This is a genomic window from Arthrobacter sp. C9C5 (assembly GCF_013359735.1).
Taxonomy (GTDB): Bacteria; Actinomycetota; Actinomycetes; order Actinomycetales; family Micrococcaceae; genus Arthrobacter.
Window position 1 is genome coordinate 93,766 of record NZ_JABFMX010000001.1, and the last position, 18,809, is coordinate 112,574.

Annotated in this window: 13 protein-coding genes and 1 riboswitch; of the genes, 11 read left to right on the forward strand and 2 right to left on the reverse strand. The window is 68.0% G+C overall.

Features of this window, described 5'->3' with window-relative positions:
• Window positions 1-29: 29 nt before the first annotated feature.
• Entirely contained in the window at window positions 30-2,648 is a 2,619-nt protein-coding gene (gene valS, locus HNO80_RS00510) for a valine--tRNA ligase (RefSeq protein ID WP_175320912.1), read from the reverse strand.
• Between the two features lie 83 nt (window positions 2,649-2,731).
• Between valS and HNO80_RS00515 the strand changes: the two genes are divergently transcribed.
• The 7 genes from HNO80_RS00515 (at window position 2,732) to ndk (ending at window position 11,195) form a co-directional block, all read left to right on the forward strand.
• Complete coding sequence (locus HNO80_RS00515) at window positions 2,732-3,100, forward strand: DUF488 domain-containing protein (protein WP_175320913.1); 369 nt, start codon at window positions 2,732-2,734, stop codon at window positions 3,098-3,100.
• A gap of 26 nt (window positions 3,101-3,126) precedes the next feature.
• Window positions 3,127-3,906: an SDR family oxidoreductase gene (locus HNO80_RS00520; protein WP_175320914.1), complete on the forward strand. Its 780-nt coding sequence runs from the start codon at window positions 3,127-3,129 to the stop codon at window positions 3,904-3,906.
• A 193-nt stretch (window positions 3,907-4,099) separates the two neighbouring features.
• Window positions 4,100-5,185, forward strand: a complete 1,086-nt coding sequence (locus HNO80_RS00525; protein ID WP_175320915.1) for a glycerophosphodiester phosphodiesterase — start codon at window positions 4,100-4,102, stop codon at window positions 5,183-5,185.
• Between the two features lie 401 nt (window positions 5,186-5,586).
• The gene (gene ileS / locus HNO80_RS00530; protein WP_175320916.1) at window positions 5,587-8,934 is read left to right on the forward strand and encodes an isoleucine--tRNA ligase; all 3,348 of its coding nucleotides are present in this window, start codon (window positions 5,587-5,589) and stop codon (window positions 8,932-8,934) included.
• Window positions 8,935-8,937: 3 nt separating this feature from the next.
• Complete coding sequence (locus HNO80_RS00535) at window positions 8,938-10,296, forward strand: bifunctional folylpolyglutamate synthase/dihydrofolate synthase (RefSeq protein ID WP_175320917.1); 1,359 nt, start codon at window positions 8,938-8,940, stop codon at window positions 10,294-10,296.
• Window positions 10,297-10,299: 3 nt separating this feature from the next.
• Entirely contained in the window at window positions 10,300-10,743 is a 444-nt protein-coding gene (locus HNO80_RS00540; RefSeq protein ID WP_175320918.1) for a DUF4233 domain-containing protein, read from the forward strand.
• Between the two features lie 38 nt (window positions 10,744-10,781).
• A complete protein-coding gene (gene ndk, locus HNO80_RS00545) occupies window positions 10,782-11,195 on the forward strand; it encodes a nucleoside-diphosphate kinase (protein WP_175320919.1) in 414 nt (137 codons plus the stop codon).
• Between the two features lie 168 nt (window positions 11,196-11,363).
• Here ndk and HNO80_RS00550 read toward each other — a convergent pair whose 3' ends face one another.
• Window positions 11,364-12,035 (reverse strand): vitamin K epoxide reductase family protein, encoded by a 672-nt coding sequence (locus HNO80_RS00550; RefSeq protein WP_175320920.1) that lies wholly within the window; start codon window positions 12,033-12,035, stop codon window positions 11,364-11,366.
• Between the two features lie 474 nt (window positions 12,036-12,509).
• Between HNO80_RS00550 and HNO80_RS00555 the strand changes: the two genes are divergently transcribed.
• The 4 genes from HNO80_RS00555 to rpmA all read left to right on the forward strand — a co-directional run bounded on the left by HNO80_RS00555 (window position 12,510) and on the right by rpmA (window position 18,772).
• Entirely contained in the window at window positions 12,510-15,884 is a 3,375-nt protein-coding gene (locus HNO80_RS00555; protein WP_175320921.1) for an Rne/Rng family ribonuclease, read from the forward strand.
• Window positions 15,885-16,009: 125 nt separating this feature from the next.
• A riboswitch (TPP riboswitch) is annotated at window positions 16,010-16,107 on the forward strand.
• A gap of 49 nt (window positions 16,108-16,156) precedes the next feature.
• Entirely contained in the window at window positions 16,157-17,770 is a 1,614-nt protein-coding gene (locus tag HNO80_RS00560; RefSeq protein WP_175321082.1) for a bifunctional hydroxymethylpyrimidine kinase/phosphomethylpyrimidine kinase, read from the forward strand.
• Between the two features lie 369 nt (window positions 17,771-18,139).
• The gene (rplU, locus tag HNO80_RS00565; RefSeq protein WP_175321083.1) at window positions 18,140-18,448 is read left to right on the forward strand and encodes a 50S ribosomal protein L21; all 309 of its coding nucleotides are present in this window, start codon (window positions 18,140-18,142) and stop codon (window positions 18,446-18,448) included.
• A 60-nt stretch (window positions 18,449-18,508) separates the two neighbouring features.
• A complete protein-coding gene (rpmA, locus tag HNO80_RS00570; protein ID WP_009372867.1) occupies window positions 18,509-18,772 on the forward strand; it encodes a 50S ribosomal protein L27 in 264 nt (87 codons plus the stop codon).
• The last annotated feature ends 37 nt before the right edge of the window (window positions 18,773-18,809 follow it).

Consider the following 18,809-nt stretch of genomic DNA (forward strand, 5'->3'; position numbering starts at 1 on the left):
CCTCTTTATGGTTGTCGCTTTGCCGGGCGCTACGCCTGGGCGGGCTCCTCGGCGGGGGCCAGCACGACGTCGCTCACGGTCAGGTCGCCCTCGCCGGCCACCAGCGCCAGCTCACGCGCGTTGGCCGCGGCCTTGAGGTCGCCCAGGCCGGCCTTCAGCTGCGTGGTCAGTGACTCCGTCGCCGTGATGGTCGCGGAGAGCACCTCGGTGCGCTGCTTGACCTTGGCCTCGGACTTGGCCTTGCGGATGCCGCCCAGAGCCGCGCCCACCGTGGCGAGCAGGGTGGTGTCGCCGTCGATGTCCACGGCGGACGGCCACTGCGCGCGGTGCACCGAGCCGGTCCGCCACCAGCCCCAAACTTCTTCGGTGGCGAACGGCAGGAACGGCGCGAAGAGCCGCAGCAGGGTGTCCAGGCTCGTCGCCAGCGCGGCCAGCACCGACGCCTGCTGGGCCTCGCCTGCGGCACCGTAGGCGCGGTCCTTGATCAGCTCCACGTAGTCATCGGTGAAGTGCCAGAAGAAGCTCTCGGTGATCTGCAGCGCCCGGGCGTAGTCGTAGTTCTCGAACGCCTTGGTGGCCTGCTGGACCACGTCGGAGAGCTGGGCAAGCACGGCGCGGTCCAAGGGATTGGTCAGGACCGAGAGGTCGGAAGATACCACCGAGTCCTCCGTGGCGCCGAGGTTCAGCACGAACTTGGAGGCATTGAGCAGCTTGATCGCCAGCCGGCGGCCAATCTTCATCTGCGCGATCTCGTAGGCGGTGTCCGCGCCGAGCTTGGCCGAGGCCGCCCAGTAGCGGACGGCGTCCGAGCCGTATTCGTTGAGCACGTCGGTCGGGACGATCACGTTGCCCTTGGACTTGGACATCTTCTTGCGGTCCGGGTCCAGGATCCAGCCGGAGATCGCCGCGTGCTTCCACGGTGCGACGTCCTGCAGGGCGTCGGCGCGGACGGCGGTGGAGAACAGCCAGGTCCGGATGATGTCGTGCGCCTGCGGGCGCACGTCAAACGGGAAGACCTTGGCGAAGAGTGCCTCGTCGGTGCTCCATCCGCCCACGATCTGCGGGGTCAGTGAGGAGGTGGCCCAGGTGTCCAGGACGTCCGCATCGCCGGTGAAGCCGCCCGGCACGTCGCGCTGGGCTTCCTCGTAGCCGGGGGCCGCGTCCGCGGCGGGGTCCACCGGCAGCTGGCCGTCGGCGGGCAGGATGGGCGCGTCGTAGTCCGGGTTGCCGTCGGCGTCGAGCGGGTACCAGACCGGCACCGGCACGCCGAAGAACCGCTGGCGGGAGACCAGCCAGTCCCCGTTCAGGCCGGTGATCCAGTTCTCGTAGCGGGACCGCATGAAGGACGGGTGGAATTCGATCTCGTTGCCGCGGCCGACCAGGCGTTCGCGGCGCTCCTCGTCACGGCCGCCGTTGCGGATGTACCACTGGCGGGAGGTGACGACCTCGAGCGGCTTGTCGCCCTTTTCGAAGAAGTTGACCGGGTGCATGATCTTCTTCGGTTCGCCGTCGAGCAGGTCCGCGGCGGCCAGCAGCTCCACCACGCCCTCCTTGGCGCTGAACACGGTCTTGCCGGCGATGGCCTCGAACGCGGCCCGGCCTTCCGCGGACGTGATCCAGTCCGGGGTTTCGCCGATGATCCGGCCGTCGCGGCCGACGATCGCGCGGGTCGGCAGCTGCAGCTCGCGCCACCAGGTGACGTCAGTGAGGTCACCGAAGGTGCAGACCATGGCGATGCCGGAGCCCTTGTCCGCCTTCGCGAGCGGGTGGGCCTTGACCTCCACCTCGACGCCGAACAGGGGAGAGGTGACCGTCTTGCCGAACAGCGGCTGGTACCGCTCGTCGTCGGGGTTCGCCACCAGCGCGGCACACGCGGCGAGCAGCTCGGGCCGGGTGGTCTCGATGTAGATCTTCTCGCCCTCGGCGGTGAAGAACGGGTAGCGGTAGTAGGCGCCGGCGACCTCGCGGTCCTCCAGCTCGGCCTGGGCCACCGCGGTGCGGAAGGTGACATCCCAGAGCGTGGGGGCCTCCGCCATGTACGCGTCGCCGGCGGCCAGGTTGGCCAGGAACGCCCGCTGCGAGATGGCGCGGGACTTGTCGTCGATGGTGCGGTAGGTCAGGTCCCAGTCGACGGACAGGCCGAGGGTCTGGAAGAGGTTCTCGAAGACCTTTTCGTCCTCGACGGCGAGTTCCTCGCACAGTTCAATGAAGTTGCGGCGCGAGACGACGTCGAAGTCGCGCTGGTTCTTGGCGGGCTCCGACGGCGGCCGGTACCCGGCGTCGTACGGGATGGCAGGATCGCAGCGCACGCCGTAGTAGTTCTGCACCCGACGCTCGGTGGGCAGGCCGTTGTCGTCCCAGCCCATCGGGTAGAAGACGTTCTTGCCGGTCATCCGCTGGTAGCGGGCCAGGACGTCGGTCTGGGTGTAGGAGAACATGTGCCCCACGTGCAGGGACCCCGACGCGGTGGGCGGGGGAGTGTCGATCGAGTAGACCTGCTCCCGGGAGGTCTCCCGGTCGAACTTGTAGGTCCCTTCGTCAAGCCAGCGCCGGGTGAGGGCGACTTCCAGCCCCTCGAGGGCGGGCTTGTCCGGAACGTTGATGGGGGCAGTGGTGGGCGTGTCTGTACCCTGAGTGTCTTCAGCCATGGGTCAATTCTTGCAGTTCTTTACAGTTCGTCTCACCGCGCTTCGCTAGTTTCGCGAATCTAACTGCAATAACGTGCACCACTATGGAGGAAAGCACCGGAAGTTTCGCAATCAAACGCATCTACGACGAGCCCGCCGACGACGACGGCTGCCGGGTCCTGGTGGACCGACTCTGGCCGCGCGGGGTCAGCAAGGAACGCGCGCAGCTTGGGCTGTGGCTCAAGGAAGTGGCGCCCTCGCCGCCGCTGCGCACGGAATTCGCGCACATGCAGGAACGGTTCGCGGACTTCCGCGCCGCCTACGAGGCGGAGCTCGAATCCAACCCGGCCGTTGGCACCCTGCGGGAACTGGCGGCCGAACACGGGAAGGTGACCCTGCTGTTTGGCGCCCGGGACCCGGAGACCAACCACGCCCGGGTGCTGCTGGAGTTCCTCGGCCGCGGCAGGAAATGAACCGCCGATTCCCATAGGGTGGTGCCATGACTGAGGCAACTGACAACGCAGGAACTGCAACTACAGCAAAAGCGGCGGTCGTCACCGGCGCCAGCACCGGGATCGGGGAGGCCACCGTGCGCGCGCTCCGGCAGGAGGGCTGGACCGTCTTCGCCGTCGCCCGCCGTGCCGAGCGGCTCGAGGCGCTCGCCGCCGAGACCGGCGCAGTCGCGGTCCCCGCCGATGTGACAGACGACGCCGACGTCGCGCGGCTGGTGGATGAGGTGACCCGCGCCGGCGGCATCGACACCCTGATCAACATCGCCGGCGGTGCCCGCGGCGCGGACAAGGTGGCCGAGGCCAAGACCGAGGACTGGGCGTGGATGTACGAGGTCAACGTCCTCGGCACCATGAAGCTCACCCGGGCGTTCTTGCCGATGCTGCGCGCCTGCGGCGAAGGCACCGTCCTGAACCTGACCTCGACGGCGGGCCTGTCCGCCTACGAGGGCGGCGGCGGCTACAACGCCGCAAAGTTCGCCCAGCATGCCCTCACCGGCGCCCTGCGCCTGGAAGAGGCCGAACACAACCTGCGCGTGATCGAGGTGGCCCCCGGCATGGTGCAGACCGAGGAATTCTCGCTGAACCGGCTCGGTGATCAGGGCGCCGCGGAAAAGGTCTACGCCGGCGTCGAGAAGCCGCTGACGGCCGCCGACGTCGCCGACGTCGTCCGCTTTGCGGTCGCCGCGCCGCACCACGTCAACCTGGACCAGATCGTGATCCGCCCGGTGGCGCAGGCCTCCAACTTCAAGGTGATCCGCAAGGGCTAGCCGCTGCCGGAGCGCGCCGGGCCCGGGAGGGGGCGCGCCGGGCTCTGTCGGCGGGCTCTGTCGTCGGGGCCGCGGCGAACCCGGACGTTCACCCCGGCGTCGTACGGAGGTCGGACAGGGGTGGCCGGGCGTTGGCCGGCGGAGGACACCGTGGGTGGGCAACTGCACACCACCAGAGTGGAGATTCCTTCCCATGCGCACCCCCACGAAGCTTGGTTCTTCGATTGTCAGCGCCGCCGCACTTGGCGCAGCCCTGCTCCTCGCCACCTCCGTCCAGACCCACGCCGCCGGCACCAACCCGAACGGCGGCGACAACCACTTCGACCTCCAGGCACACCGCGGAGGCATCGGCCTGACCGTCGAGTCCACCCTGGCGTCCTTCGCCAAGGGCATCGAGACCGGCGTCTCCACCCTGGAACTGGACCTCCAGATCACCAAGGACGGCCGGGAAGTCATCACCCATGACCGCAAGATCAGCGGCAAGAAATGCCTGGACACGGCACCGGTGACGCCGAACGACCCCCAGTACCCGTACGTGGGCAAGTACATCAAGGACCTCACCTTCGCCCAGGTCCGCAGCCTGGACTGCGGGTCGCTCACCCAGCCCGAGTTCCCCGGCCAGCAGGCCTCGCCGGGAGCCAAAATGCCCACCCTCGCCGAGGTGTTCGCCATGACGGACGCCCACCGGGCCAGCCAGGTGAAGTTCAACATCGAAACCAAGGTCGAAGCCGGCGCCCCCGAGCAGACCGCACCCCGCGAGCAGTTCGTGGACGTCGCCCTGCGCGAAATCAACAAGGCCCACATGCAGCACCGCGTCTCCATCCAGAGCTTCGACTGGGGATCCCTGCGCCTGGTGCAGCAGCGCGCGCCGCAGATCCCCACGGTGGCCCTGACCAACAAGGACTTCCTGCAGGCGGGCCAGCCGGGGAAGTCTCCGTGGCTTGGCGGCATCGACGCGGACGACTTCGGCGGCGATCTGGTCGCTACGGCCGCGTCGCTCGGCTTCAGCGCAATCTCGCCGGTGCATGGCACACCGCAGAACGGCAAGGTCACCGACCCGGACTACGTCCCCTACGTCACCCCGGACATGGTCCGGCGCGCCCACGCGGCCGGCATGCAGGTCATTCCGTGGACGGTCGATGACAAGCCCACCATGCGTGCCCTGATCGGCGCCGGCGTCGACGGACTCATCACCGACTACCCGGACCGGCTCCGCGAGGTCATGGCGGAGTCCGGCATGAAGTTGCCCAAGGCCTTCGCGCTGCAGCCCGGTCGCTAAGCGGCCGCCGCGGCCTAGCGCCGGATCCCGGCAGGGATCCGGCGCGGTTGCCGGGAAAGTGCCCAAGGCTAGCCCGTTCTACCAGTAGCTGCTAGTAGTTTCCGGTAACATCGACTTATCAGCTTTGACCCGGCCATCACCGGTGAGCTTCCGGAAGAACGCCCCGGCGCGGCAACACAACGCACCAGGGCCGGTAGAACCGGACGGGTAAGCCCGTCACAGCAGTCAACGAGCGGCCGCCTCCGGTGCAGCGCTTTCCTTGGAATTCCCAGGGAAACGGCGGAACCGGGGACGGCAAGTGAGGTGGTACCGCGGTGCCGGTGTTGGTGAAACAGCATTAGGAGCCGTCCTCGCATCCTGAATGAATCCCGTTGTTCACCAGCTCAACCCAGGATGTCGAGATGACCCATTACCCCAAGGCCTCAGCCGCACCGTCAGGCGCCAACACCTCCGCTTCCAACACCTCTGGCGTGTCCGCCTCCGTGAAGTTCCCGGAGATCGAAGAGCGCATCCTCAAGTACTGGGACCAGGACGGCACCTTCCAGGCGAGCATTGACCAGCGGGATGCCGGCAAAGACGGGTCCAACGAATTCGTCTTCTACGACGGTCCGCCCTTCGCCAACGGCCTGCCGCACTACGGCCACCTGCTGACCGGCTACGCCAAGGACCTCGTGGGCCGCTACCAGACCCAGCGCGGCCGCCGGGTCGAGCGCCGCTTCGGCTGGGACACGCACGGGCTGCCCGCCGAACTGGAAGCCATGAAGCAGCTCGGCATGACGGACAAGACCCAGATCGAGGCCATGGGCATCGACAAGTTCAACGACGCCTGCCGCGCCTCGGTGATGAAGTACGCCGACGAGTGGAAGAGCTACGTCACCCGCCAGGCGCGCTGGGTGGACTTCGAGAACGACTACAAGACGCTCAACGTCGAGTACATGGAGTCCGTGCTCTGGGCCTTCAAGCAGCTGCACGAAAAGGGCCTGACCTACAACGGCTACCGCGTGCTGCCGTACTGCTGGAAGGACGAGACGCCGCTGTCCAACCATGAACTGCGGATGGACGACGACGTCTACAAGAACCGCCAGGACCAGACCGTAACGGTGACCTTCCCGATCACCGCGGGGGAGTCGGAGCTGTCCCGCCAGCTGGCCGGGGTGCAGGCCCTCGCCTGGACCACCACGCCCTGGACGCTGCCCACCAACCTGGCGCTCGCCGTCGGGCCCGCCATCAACTACGTCGTGCTGCCGGCCGGCCCGCACGGGATCAAGGCCGCCTCGGCCGAGGCCCCCGTCACGGGCAGCTTCCTGCTCGCCGCGGACCTGCTGGGCGCCTACGCCAAGGACCTCGGCTACGGCGATGGCGCCGAGGGTGCCGCCGCGGCGGAAGCCGCCGTCACCTCCCGCCACACCGGCGCCGAGCTCGAGGGCCTGAGCTACGAACCGCTCTGGGACTACTTCCACGACGCCGAGAAGTACGGCACCGAGAACGCCTGGCGCTTCCTCGTGGCGGACTACGTCACCACCACGGACGGCACCGGCATCGTCCACCAGGCCCCGGCCTACGGTGAAGACGACCAGAAGGTCTGTGAAGAGGCCGGCATCCCCGTGGTCCTCTCCGTCGATGAGGGCGCGAAGTTCCTGCCGCTCTTCGGCCACGGCGACCTCGCCGAAATCGCCGGACTCCAGGTCTTCGAGGCCAACAAGCCCATCACCCAGGTGCTCCGCGCCCAGGGCCGCCTGGTCCGCCAGGCCAGCTACGAGCACTCCTACCCGCACTGCTGGCGCTGCCGCAACCCGCTGATCTACCGCGCGGTGTCCTCCTGGTACGTCGAGGTCACCAAGTTCAAGGACCGCATGTCCGAACTGAACCAGGAGATCAACTGGATCCCGGGCAACGTCAAGGACGGCCAGTTCGGCAAGTGGCTCGCCAACGCCCGCGACTGGTCCATCAGCCGCAACCGCTACTGGGGCAGCCCCATCCCGGTCTGGCAGTCCAGCGACCCGGACTACCCGCGCACCGATGTCTACGGCTCACTCGCCGAGATCGAAGCCGACTTCGGCCGGCTGCCGCTGAACAACGACGGCCAGGTGGACCTGCACCGGCCGTTCATCGACGAGCTCACCCGCCCGAACCCGGATGACCCCCGCACCCCGGAGGAGGGCCAGTCCGTGATGCGCCGCGTCGAGGACGTCCTGGACGTCTGGTTCGATTCCGGATCCATGCCGTACGGCCAGGTCCACTACCCGTTCCAGAACGAGGAGTGGTTCGACACCCACAACCCGGCCGACTTCATCGTCGAGTACATCGGCCAGACCCGCGGCTGGTTCTACATGCTGCACATCCTCTCCACCGCGCTGTTCGACCGGCCGGCCTTCCGCAACGTCATCAGCCACGGCATCGTGCTCGGCTCCGACGGGCAGAAGATGTCCAAGAGCCTGCGCAACTACCCGGACGTCTCCGAGGTCCTGGACCGCGACGGTTCCGACGCGATGCGCTGGTTCCTGATGTCCAGCCCGATCCTGCGCGGCGGCAACCTCGTGGTCACCGAGCAGGGCATCCGCGACGGCGTCCGCCAGGTCATCCTGCCGCTGTGGAACGTGTACAGCTTCTTCACGCTGTACACCAATGCCGCGAACGGGGGCGAGGGCTACGACGCGAAGCTTCGCTACGACGGTTACGCCGACACCCTGGACCAGTATCTGATGGCCAACACCGGGGACCTGGTCCGGAACATGACCGCGCAGCTGGACAGCTACGACATCTCCGGGGCCTGCGACGAACTGCGCGGCTACCTGGACATGCTCACCAACTGGTACGTCCGCCGCAGCCGCCAGCGCTTCTTCGACGAGAACGTCGACGCCTTCGACGCGCTCTACACCGCGCTGGAAACGGTCTGCCGGGTCGCGGCCTCGCTGCTGCCGCTGGTCTCCGAGGAAATCTGGCGCGGCCTCACCGGCGGGCGCTCCGTGCACCTGGCCGACTGGCCGGACGCGGAGCTGTTCCCGGCCAACGCCGGGCTGGTCGAGGCCATGGACCGGGTCCAGCAGATCTGCTCCACCGGCTCCTCGCTGCGCAAGGCCGCCAACCTCCGCGTGCGGCTGCCGCTGCAGGAACTGACGGTCGTGGCACCCGGCGCGGACGCCCTCGAAGGCTTCGCCGCTGTCGTCGCCGATGAACTGAACCTGCGCTCCGTGCGCCTGCTCGACGCCGAGAGCGCCTCCCCGGAGGAGTTCGGCATCGAGCAGAAGCTCGTGGTGAACGCCCGCGCCGCCGGCCCGCGGCTGGGCAAGAACGTCCAGCAGGCCATCAAGGGCTCCAAGTCCGGCGACTGGTCCGTGGACGACGCCGGGGTGGTTACCGCCGGCGGCCTCGCCCTCGAGCCGCAGGAATACACCCTGGAAACCGTGGTGGCCGAGGCCGCCGAAGGCGAAGGCTCCCGCGCAGCGGCAGTGCTGCCGGGCGGCGGCTTCGTGGTGCTCAACACCGAGGTCACCCCGGAACTGGAAGCCGAGGGCACCGCCCGCGACCTGGTCCGTGCCATCCAGCAGGCCCGCAAGGACGCCGGGCTGAACGTCAGCGACCGGATCCGCACCACCGTCACCGCGGCGCAGGACACCGTCGAGGCGCTGCTTGCCCACGCCGCGCTGGTCAAGACCGAGACCCTGACCGTGGAGCTGGACACCGTTCCGGCCGAGGTCAAGGAACCTCAGGTCAGCGTCGAAAAAGTAACCGTTGAAGCAGGGGCATAATCCATGAGCGACGAATTTTCCGTAGAGAGCGTCTACGCCGAGCTGCTGGGCCGGGCGCCGGAAAACAAGATGGAGCCGAGGCTGGCTCCGCTGCACCGGGCCATGGACATCCTGGGGGAGCCGAACAAGGCGTTCCCGATCATCCATGTCACCGGCACCAACGGCAAGACCTCCACGGCCCGGATGATCGAGGCCGGCCTGCGCGCCCACGGGCTGAGCACCGGCCGGTACACGAGCCCGCACCTGTCCAAGGTCACCGAGCGGATCAGCATCGACGGCGAACCGGTGCCGGATGAGACGTTCGTCCGGATCTGGGACGAGATCCGCCCGTACCTGGAAATCGTGGACAGCGAGCTCGTTGCCGAGGGCCAGCCCCGGCTGACCTACTTCGAATGCCTGACCATCCTGGGCTTCGCGGTGTTCGCGGACCAGCCGGTCAACGTTGCCGTGATCGAGGTGGGCCTCGGCGGCATCACCGACGCGACCAACGTCGGCGACGGCCAGGTCGCCGTGATCACCCCGATTTCGCTGGACCACACGGAGCTGCTCGGCGAGACCACCGAGGAGATCGCCTACGAAAAGGCCGGCATCATCAAACCCGGCGGGTTCCTGATCAGCGCCGCGCAGCCCGTCGACGCGGCCCAGGTGCTGCTGGAAAAGGCCAAGGAAGCGAACGTGCCGTTCCGCTTCGAGGGTGTGGAGTTCGGCGTCGAGTCACGCACCGTCGCCGTCGGCGGCCAGATGGTGAACATCCAGGGCATCGCGGGGCGCTACGAAGACCTGCTGCTGCCCCTGCAAGGCGCACACCAGGCGGAGAACGCCGCCGTCGCGATCGCCGCCCTGGAAGCCTTCTTCGGCGCCGAAAAGCCGCTCGACCCCGAGGTGCTGCAGGAGGCCTTCGCCTCCGTCACCTCCCCGGGCCGGCTGGAGGTGCTCCGCACCGCGCCGACCATCATCGTGGACGCCGCGCACAACCCGGAAGGCATCCGGGTCTCCGCCGAGGCCATCCACGAGGCCTTCAGCTTCAGCAAGCTCGTGGTGGTGCTGGGCGTCCTGAAGGAAAAGGACGCCGAGGAAATCCTCCGCCAGCTCAAGGAATCCCTGGGCGACCTCGCCTCGGACTACTGCTTCACCCAGTCCAACTCGCCCCGAGCCGTACCGGCCGAGGACCTCGCGGAGCTGGCGCTGGACCTGGGCTTCGGCGAGGACCACATCCACGTCGCCGAGAAGCTCGACGACGCCCTGGAATGGGCCGTGGAGCGGGCCGAGTCCAACGACGACCTCGCCGCCGGGATCCTGGTCACGGGGTCCATCACGCTCGTTGCCGAGGCCCGGATCCTGCTCGGAAAGACCGAGGCGTAACCCATGGCTAAACTCACCAAGGCCCAGCGCGAATGGCGCCCGGGCATGCCCAAGAAACGCCGTTCCACCAAGGTCATGTTCGCCTCCACGGTGCTCGTGCTGGAGGCCTTCGTGGCGCTCTTCGGCACCCTGGCGGTCTTCGGCCTCCGGCGCGGCGAGCTCCCGCCGCTGCTGGTCTTCGGGGTCGGCATCGGCCTCAGCGTGGTGCTCGTCCTGACCTGCGCGGTCCTCTCCAGGCCGTGGGGCGTGGCGCTGGGCTGGGTCCTGCAGCTGTTGCTGGTCCTCACCGGGTTTGTGGAGCCCACGATGTTCGTGGTGGGCGGCCTGTTCGCGATCACCTGGTGGTACGGCATCCGGACCGGTATCCGGATAGACCGCGAAGCCGCCGAACGCGAACGCGAGCAGGCGGCCTGGGAGGCCGCGAACCCCGAGGGCCAAAGCAACTAGACTTGTCCCGAACCCCACCCCAACACATTGGAGCAGCTGTGAGCACTGAGCGCACCCTAGTCCTGATCAAGCCCGACGGCGTCGCCCGCAACCTGACCGGCAGCATCATCGCCCGGATCGAAGCCAAGGGCTACAGCCTGGCGGAACTGAAGAAGGTCAACGCCACCCGCGAACTCCTCGAGCAGCACTACGAGGAGCACGTCGGCAAGCCGTTCTACGAGCCGCTGGTCGAGTTCATGCTCAGCGGGCCCGTGGTTGCCGCGATTTTCGAAGGCCACCGCGTGATCGAGGGCTTCCGCTCGCTCGCCGGCACCACCGACCCGACGACGGCGGCGCCCGGCACCATCCGCGGCGACTTCGGCCGCGACTGGGGCCTCAAGGTGCAGCAGAACCTGGTCCACGGCTCAGACTCGGCGGAGTCCGCCGAACGCGAGATCAAGATCTGGTTCTAAGCCCTCCGGCGCGAACGAACACTTAAGCACCCGCCTTTAAGCGCGAACGTACACTTGGGGCCCCGGTTTCTCTTGAAATCGGGGCCCCAAGTGTACGTTCGCGCTCTTTTGTGCCCGCGCCGTGGTGCCTGTGCTGGGCCGGCCGTTGCGTTGGGGAGCGTCGGCTGACTAGTAGCCGGAGGTCCCGATGAAAACCTGGATGAAGGCGAAGAAGATCGTGGCGACTACGGCGACGTAGAGCAGGGCCGTGAGGATCCAGCCGGAGTCCGCCAGGATGCGGGCGGCAGCGGCGGGCACCCGGATGGCGCCGTGGCTCACGTTGCGGACCGTCACCCAGACGAACAGCGGGATCATCGCGGCCCAGACGATCATGCAGAACGGGCAGAGAATGTGGATCGAGTACAGCGCCTGGGACCACAGCCACACCACGAAGGCGAAGCCCAGCGTCACCCCGGCCTGCAGCCCGATCCAGTACCAGCGGGCAAACGTGGCACCGGCGAGGATTCCCATGGCCGTGGTGATGATGACCGCGAACGCGACGATGCCGATGAACATGTTGGGGAAGCCGAAGACCGAACTCTGCCAGGTCTGCATTACCTGTCCGCAGGAGATCCACGGGTTCACGTCGCAGACCGTGGCGTGGTTGGGGTCCTTGAGGACGGCCAGTTTCTCCAGCACCAGCGTGCCGGATGCGAGCCAGCCGACGACGCCGGTGATCAGCAGGAGCCAGGCGAACGGCCGGTCACGCGTCATCGGGGGCAGCGGGCGCTCCGCAGCTGCCGCGCCGGCGCCGCGCTCGTGGGCGGTCACGTCGCCGGGGGCGTGGGAGATGCTGGGCATGGGATTTCAGTCCTTTGCGTCGGGTGCTCTTGGGCCGATTCTATCGCCGGAGGCTGGATGTAACCGGGTAGGCGTCATGCCCTCACCAGTGATTCGGTCCACGGCGCGGACTGGATGTCCGGCCTAGCCCTGCTTTGGCGGCTCCTGTGAGACAATGAACCTGGCTGGGGCTCGATCCACATTCGGGTTTCGGTCCGGCGACTTTGCTTTCAAGACCGCCAATGATGAGCAGGGCATACTTCGGATCCCTCGATCCGGCCTATCCTGCAATGCCATTGGACGGCACCTGGTTGTGACATAGAGATCAACGGGTTCAGAGCAATCTTGCCGGCCTTCCAGGGCTGCCGCACCCCACTGCCGGTGCGAACCTGGAGGTATCCAATTGACTTCTGTCAATGCCTGCGGGTGTTGACAAATATTTGCCCCACGGGTGCCGGATGTGGCGGTACATCAGGGGCAGGAGTGTCGCCACATATGGATAATGACCAGCTTGTAGCCGGTAACGACGAAGCCACTGTTACCGAAGTAGCACCGGAAGCCGCCGCCACGGAGGCGCCCAAGAAGGCCACCCGGTCCCGCCGCAAGGCGGCCCCGAAGGCGGAGGCCGCCGATCCGGCCCCCGAAGCGGCCGCCCCCGCGTCCGACGTCGTTGCTGACGCCCCCGCCGCTGACAGCACCGACGCCGCCCCGGAAGCGAAGGCCCCGGCCCGCCGGAGCCGGTCGCGGAAAAAGACCGAAGCCGAAGTATTGCCCGCCTTCGCCGACTCGGCCGCAAGTACGGAAACTGAGGTTCCCGCCGACGAAGCAGCTGCCGAGCTGCCGGCCGCCGAGGCGGCACCGGAGAAGCCGGTCCGCCGCCGTGCCTCCCGCGCCAAGACCGCACCGGCGCCTGCAGCGACGGAAGAAGCCCCGGCCCAGGTCGAGGCGTCTGCCGCCGTGATGTCCGACGCGCCGGCCCCTGAGGCCGCGCCCGCCGAGGCCCCGGCCGACGCCGCGCCCGCTGAAGCGTCTGCTGAGGCGTCTGCCGAAACAGCCGAAGCCCCCTCGCTCTTCCTCGCACCCGGTGCTGTCACCTCGATGATCTTCCAGGCCCCGGACCTGAGCACCGTCATCCGCCCGGCACCGGTCGCAGCCGCGGAAGCCGAAGAGGAAGAGGACGAAGAAGCCGAGGGCGAGGACGCCGGCAGCCGCCGTCGCCGCCGCAGCCGTGGACGCCGTGGCCGCAGCCGGGCCGGCGAAGCCGACACCGACGCAGACGGCGCAGCCGAAGGCACCGAGGAGTCCGGTGAGGACTCCGAGGGCACCCTCGAAGACGGCGTGACCTCGCGCCGCCGTCGCCGTCGCCGCCGCGGCGACCAGGATCTGGAACTGACCGGCGGCGGGGACGACGATCCGCCCAACACGGTGACCCGCGTCCGGGCGCCGCGCTCGGTCAGCGAGGCCCCGGTCAACAACCGCGTCACCTCCGTCAAGGGCTCCACCCGTCTGGAAGCCAAGAAGCAGCGCCGCCGCGAGTCCCGCGACACCGGCCGCCGCCGCACCGTCATCACCGAGGCCGAGTTCCTGGCCCGCCGTGAATCCGTGGACCGCCAGATGATCGTCCGCCAGCGCGACGACAGAATCCAGATCGGCGTCCTCGAAGACGGCGTCCTGGCCGAGCACTTCGTCTCCAAGACCCAGCAGGATTCCCTGATCGGCAACGTCTACCTGGGCAAGGTCCAGAACGTGCTGCCGTCCATGGAAGCCGCTTTCGTCGACATCGGACGCGGCCGCAACGCCGTGCTCTACGCCGGCGAAGTCAACTGGGACTCCGTCAACCTTGAGGGCAAGCAGCGCCGGATCGAAAACGCGCTGAAGTCCGGCGACTCCGTGCTCGTCCAGGTCACCAAGGACCCGGTCGGCCACAAGGGTGCACGCCTGACCAGCCAGATCTCGCTGCCCGGCCGTTACCTTGTCTACGTGCCCGGCGGCTCCATGACCGGCATCTCCCGCAAGCTGCCCGACGTCGAACGCAACCGGCTCAAGCGGATCCTCAAGGACCGCCTGCCGGAAGACGCGGGCGTGATTGTCCGCACCGCGGCCGAAGGCGCCTCCGAAGAAGAACTCACGCATGACATCAACCGGCTGCGGGCCCAGTGGGAGGGCATCGAAAGCCAGTCCACGTCCACCAAGATCCTGGCCCCCGAGCTGCTCTACGGCGAACCTGACCTGACCATCAAGGTGGTCCGCGACGTCTTCAACGAGGACTTCTCCAAGCTGATCGTCTCCGGCGAGGAAGCCTGGGACACCATCGAGGCATACGTCACCTACGTGGCTCCGGACCTGGTGGGCCGGCTCGAGAAGTGGACCAAGGACACGGACATCTTCGCGGCCTGGCGCATCGACGAGCAGATCCACAAGGCACTGGACCGCAAGGTCTTCCTGCCCTCCGGCGGCTCCCTCGTGATCGACCGCACCGAAGCGATGACCGTGGTGGACGTCAACACCGGCAAGTTCACCGGCAGCGGCGGCAACCTCGAGGAAACCGTCACCAAGAACAACCTCGAAGCGGCCGAGGAAGTCGTCCGGCAGCTGCGGCTGCGTGACATCGGCGGCATCATCGTGATCGACTTCATCGACATGGTGCTGGAATCCAACCGCGACCTCGTGCTGCGACGCATGGTGGAGTGCCTGGGCCGGGACCGGACCAAGCACCAGGTTGCCGAGGTAACCTCGCTGGGCCTCGTGCAGATGACCCGCAAGCGGATGGGCACCGGGCTGCTGGAAGTCTTCGGCGAACAGTGCGAGGCCTGCGCCGGCCGCGGCATCGTCACCCACGACGAACCCGTGGAACACCGCCGTGCCAACACCGTCGCCGCGGAACACCACGTCCCGCGGACCGAGCACCAGCCCGCCGCACGCAGTGAGCGCAAGCGCCGCCGCGGCAAGGGCGGCCAGGGCGGCGAAGCCATGCCGTCCGCACCCGCCGCTGTCCACGCCGAGCCCACCGAGGCGGAGCGCCACGCCAAGGCGGAGGCGACCCGCGCCGCGCTGGCCAACATCGCCGCCGCGGCGCACGCCGCCCACCTGCACGACGGCGAAGCAACAGCAGCTCCCGACGCCGAAACCCGCCAGGCCGCGCTCGACGCAGCCGTGGAACTCGCTTCCTCGGAGGAGGCAGCGGGGCGTCCCGCGGCCGTGCTGACCTTTGGCGGCGAACAGGTTGCCCTGCCCTTCGTCGAGCACGCCGAGGAAACCCCGCAGCCCGCGCTGACCCTGGACCTGCTGACCGAAGCGTTCGCCCACCTGGGCGACGCCGAGACCGGCAAGCAGGCCGCCGCGACTCCGATTGCGGAGACGCCTACAGCCGAGGTTCCCGCGGCGGAGCAGGCGGCGCCTGCAGCTGCAGCGCCGTCCCGTGCCACCCGGGGCCGCGGCCGCGCCCGGACGGCGCGGATCCAGCCGCCGAGTGCACGTGCCGCCGAGGCGCAGGCCCCGGTGCGCCAGGAAGCTGCGAAGGCACCTGCGGCCCAGGCGCCGGTTCGCGAGGAAACCCGCAAGGCACCTGCGGCCCAGGCCCCGGTTCGCCAGGAAGCTGCGAAGGCACCTGCGGCCAAGGCACCTGCGGCCCAGGCGCCGGCCCAGGCCGCGGACACCACCGGACCCCGGCGGGTGCGCCGGAACCGGAGCGCCAGCCGAGCCCAGGGCGCCGCCAACGAGACGTCCGTGCAGCAGCGCGAGACCGCTCCGTCGGTTGCGGCTGTCTCGGTCCATGAGGCCAAGGCCCCGGAGCCGGCAAAGGTGGCCGCCAAGCCCGCCGCCAACGAGCCGATCATCCTCGGCGTCGGCGTCCCGGCGTCGGAGCTCTAGGACCCAGCAGGCACCACTCGCGGGTGCCGTCCGGGATCGACGTAACATCACGTCGACCCCGGACGGCACCCGCGAGTGCGTTAAGGGGACGGGCTGAAATTAGCCTGCGGGGAACGCTAGGCTGGGGGACTGACACGGGGTGCCGCGCATCGAGCCGGCTGAGATCCAGACCCGTTGAACCTGTCCGGTTAGCACCGGCGAAGGGATGTCTCTTGTCTTCAACAACCCAACCTGCATCGACCCAGCCGGCATCAAGCCGAACCTCAGTTTTCCTGGAGTCCGTCTTCCCGGCGCCTGACGCCGAAGCCCCCACGCCGCCGCAGCGGATTCCGCGGGTGCTGGCCATCGCGGGCTCGGACCCGTCCGGCGGCGCTGGCATCCAGGCCGACCTGAAGAGCATTGCCGCGAACGGCGGCTACGGGATGGCTGCCATCACGGCGCTGACCGCCCAGAACACCCACGGCGTCCGGTCGGTGCATGTACCGCCGGCATCGTTCCTGACCGCCCAGCTGGAGGCGATCAGCGACGACATCACCATCGACGCCGTGAAGATCGGCATGCTCGGCGACGAGTCGGTGATCGACGCCGTCCGAACCTGGCTCGAAAAGGTGCGCCCCGGCGTCGTGGTCCTAGACCCGGTGATGGTGGCGACGAGCGGCGACCGGCTGCTCCAGGAATCGGCCGAGACCGCGCTGCGGGCCCTCCTGCCACTGGCGGACCTCATCACCCCGAACCTGGCCGAGCTGGGCATGCTGCTGGGCGAACCGCCTGCCGCGGACTGGGCCAGTGCGCTGGAGCAGGGCAAGCGGCTCGCGGCGCTGGCCGGCACCACGGTGCTGGTCAAGGGCGGGCACCTACCGGACAGCGGAGCCCGGAACGGCGGAAGCCAGGACAGTGGAGTCCAGGACAGTGGAGTCCAGGACGGGGGAGGCCAGAACGACGGCGGTTGCCCAGACGCGCTCGTCAACACCGAGGGAGTGCTCGGCCAGGAGACGGTGGTGGTGCCGGGCGAGCGGATCGACACCCGCAACAGCCACGGTACCGGCTGCTCGCTGTCCTCGGCGCTGGCCACGGTCCAGGCCAGGACGGGGGACTGGGAGGCGGCGCTGCGTGAGGTCAAGCCGTGGCTGCTGGGCGCGCTGCGGGAAGCCGGACGCCTCGAGGTCGGCTCCGGCAACGGACCCGTGCACCACTTCCACCACTTGCGGCACGCTGCGGTGCCCCAGCTTCCTGCCGAGGGCAATTTCGCCGCGGTCCTGGCCGGGCACGCGGCGGACGGGCTGGACGCGATCTACGGCCTGGACTTCATTCGGGGGCTCGCGGACGGTTCCTTGCCGGAACGCGAGTTCGCCTACTACCTCGGCCAGGACGCCCTGTACCTCAACGGCTACTCCCGGGTGCTGTCGCGCGCGGCGGCCCTAGCGCCGTCGGAAGCCGAACAGCTCTTCTGGTCCCGCTCGGCGCAGCAGTGCCTCGAAGTCGAATCCGAACTGCACCGGAACTGGCTGGCCGGCCGCGCCGTCGAGACCCAACAGGGACCGGTGACCAAGGCGTACGTGGACCATCTGCACGCGGCCTCGCTCGCCGGCAGCTACGGCGTGCTCGTGGCCGCGGCGTTGCCGTGCTTCTGGCTCTACGCGGAGGTTGGCGCCACGCTGCATCGCGAGTTCCTCGCTGCCGGCGCACCGGGGGCGCACCCCTATGCGGAGTGGCTGCGCACCTATGCGGACGAGGCCTTCGCGGAGGCGACACGGCAGGCGATCAGGTACACGGACGCGGCGGCCCGTAGAGGCTCCGAGGCGGAACGCAGCGCCATGGCGGTGGCCTTCAGGCAGTCCTCCCGCTACGAGGTGGAGTTCTTCGACGCGCCGAGGCTGCACGCCTGAGCCGCGCTAGGCAAAGCAGCCGGTAGGATAGTTGGGCACGGTTCCGGAAGTCGCTGCGGCACCATACCTTTGGCCCCCCGGGGGACGGGGTGTGGCGGCCGTCACGCACTACCCGCCGGAACCAGCCTCGTTTGCGGCCGAAGGCAAAATTAGCGTAGTCTAGATCTTCGGTGCTTACGCCAACACTTGGGTTATGACCTTGAGGAAAAGTTCACCCGTATTACGGGCAGGACTTTTCCGCAGGATAGCTCATGGGTTCCCCCGGGGAATCCACCGGCGTTGAGGCACAGCGTGAGCCGGTCCAAGCATTTGGGCCCCAGGTTCCGCACGCAAATCTAGTAATAAACGTCGAGAGAAGTGAGTTCCCCAGTGGTGTACGCGATTGTCCGCGCAGGCGGCCGCCAAGAGAAGGTTTCCGTTGGAGACTTCGTTACCCTGAACCGCGTCCCCGGTGGAGCCGGCAGCACCTTTGAGTTGCCCGCACTGCTCCTGGTGGACGGTGACAAGGTCACGTCTGCAGCCAAGGACCTGGCCAAGGTAACGGTTACGGCTGAGATCCTCGAAGACCTCCGTGGTCCGAAGATCGTCATCCAGAAGTTCAAGAACAAGACCGGTTACAAGAAGCGCCAGGGTCACCGTCAGGAACTGACCAAGGTCAAGATCACCGGTATCAAGTAACTAACGTTACTGTTCAGGTTTTCAGCAGATTCCCCAGAATTTTAAAGGCAGGCATTTCAAATGGCACATAAAAAAGGCGCGAGCTCCACTCGCAACGGTCGTGACTCCAACGCCCAGTACCTCGGCGTCAAGCGCTTCGGCGGCCAGGTAGTTTCCGCAGGCGAGATCATCGTCCGCCAGCGGGGCACCCACTTCCACCCGGGCGCCGGCGTTGGCCGCGGCGGCGACGACACCCTGTTCGCCCTGACCCCCGGTGCTGTCGAGTTCGGCACCCGCCGTGGTCGTCGCGTTGTGAACATCGTGGCTGCTGCAGCTGCAGAGTAACAACAAGTTCTAAATCGGTGGGGCGGGCCAGTAGGTC